1 protein-coding gene is annotated in these 537 nt (G+C 42.6%); it reads left to right on the top strand.

Going from position 1 to position 537, the window contains the following annotated elements; all coding sequences use genetic code 11:
* Positions 1–537, top strand: a 537-nt coding sequence (locus E6C50_RS17505; protein ID WP_136404541.1) for an OmpA family protein, incomplete at both ends; no start/stop codon positions are given.

Below are 537 nucleotides of genomic sequence, written 5' to 3'. Positions count from 1 at the left end.
CTAAATTATCGGGTGCCCGTGTAGCGATCTTAGACGAGAAGAACAACATTATTTCGACTAAAACAACCGAAGCTGACGGAACGGTATCCTACGCTGTTGAGTGTGATAAAGCTTATACGATTCAAGTAGCGAAAGATGGTTATGAAAGCAACAACTTCCCGGTTAGCAAAACCAAAGGAGGTATTGTGAACATCAGCGCCGACTTACAGCCAATCGAACAGATCGTAACCGAAAAAGAAGTGGTGTTGAACGACATCTATTTCGAATTCGACAAGAGCAATATTACCCAACAAGGCGCTTTTGAGTTAGACAAGTTGGTTCAGGCGATGACTGCCTATCCAAACATGGTGATCATGGTTAAATCCCATACCGATAGCAGAGGTAGTGATAAATACAACATGAATTTATCCGACCGTCGTGCAAAATCTACAGTTCAGTATATTATCTCCAAAGGAATTGCTAAGGACAGAATCTCCGGAAAAGGTTACGGAGAGAGTGAGCCTAAGATTAACTGCGGCGATAACTGTACGGAAGAAG

This window comes from Flavobacterium supellecticarium (assembly GCF_004801375.1).
Classification (GTDB): domain Bacteria; phylum Bacteroidota; class Bacteroidia; order Flavobacteriales; family Flavobacteriaceae; genus Flavobacterium; species Flavobacterium supellecticarium.
The sequence above is the reverse complement of the archived record's forward strand: the minus strand, read 5'-3'. Positions and strand labels throughout refer to the sequence as shown.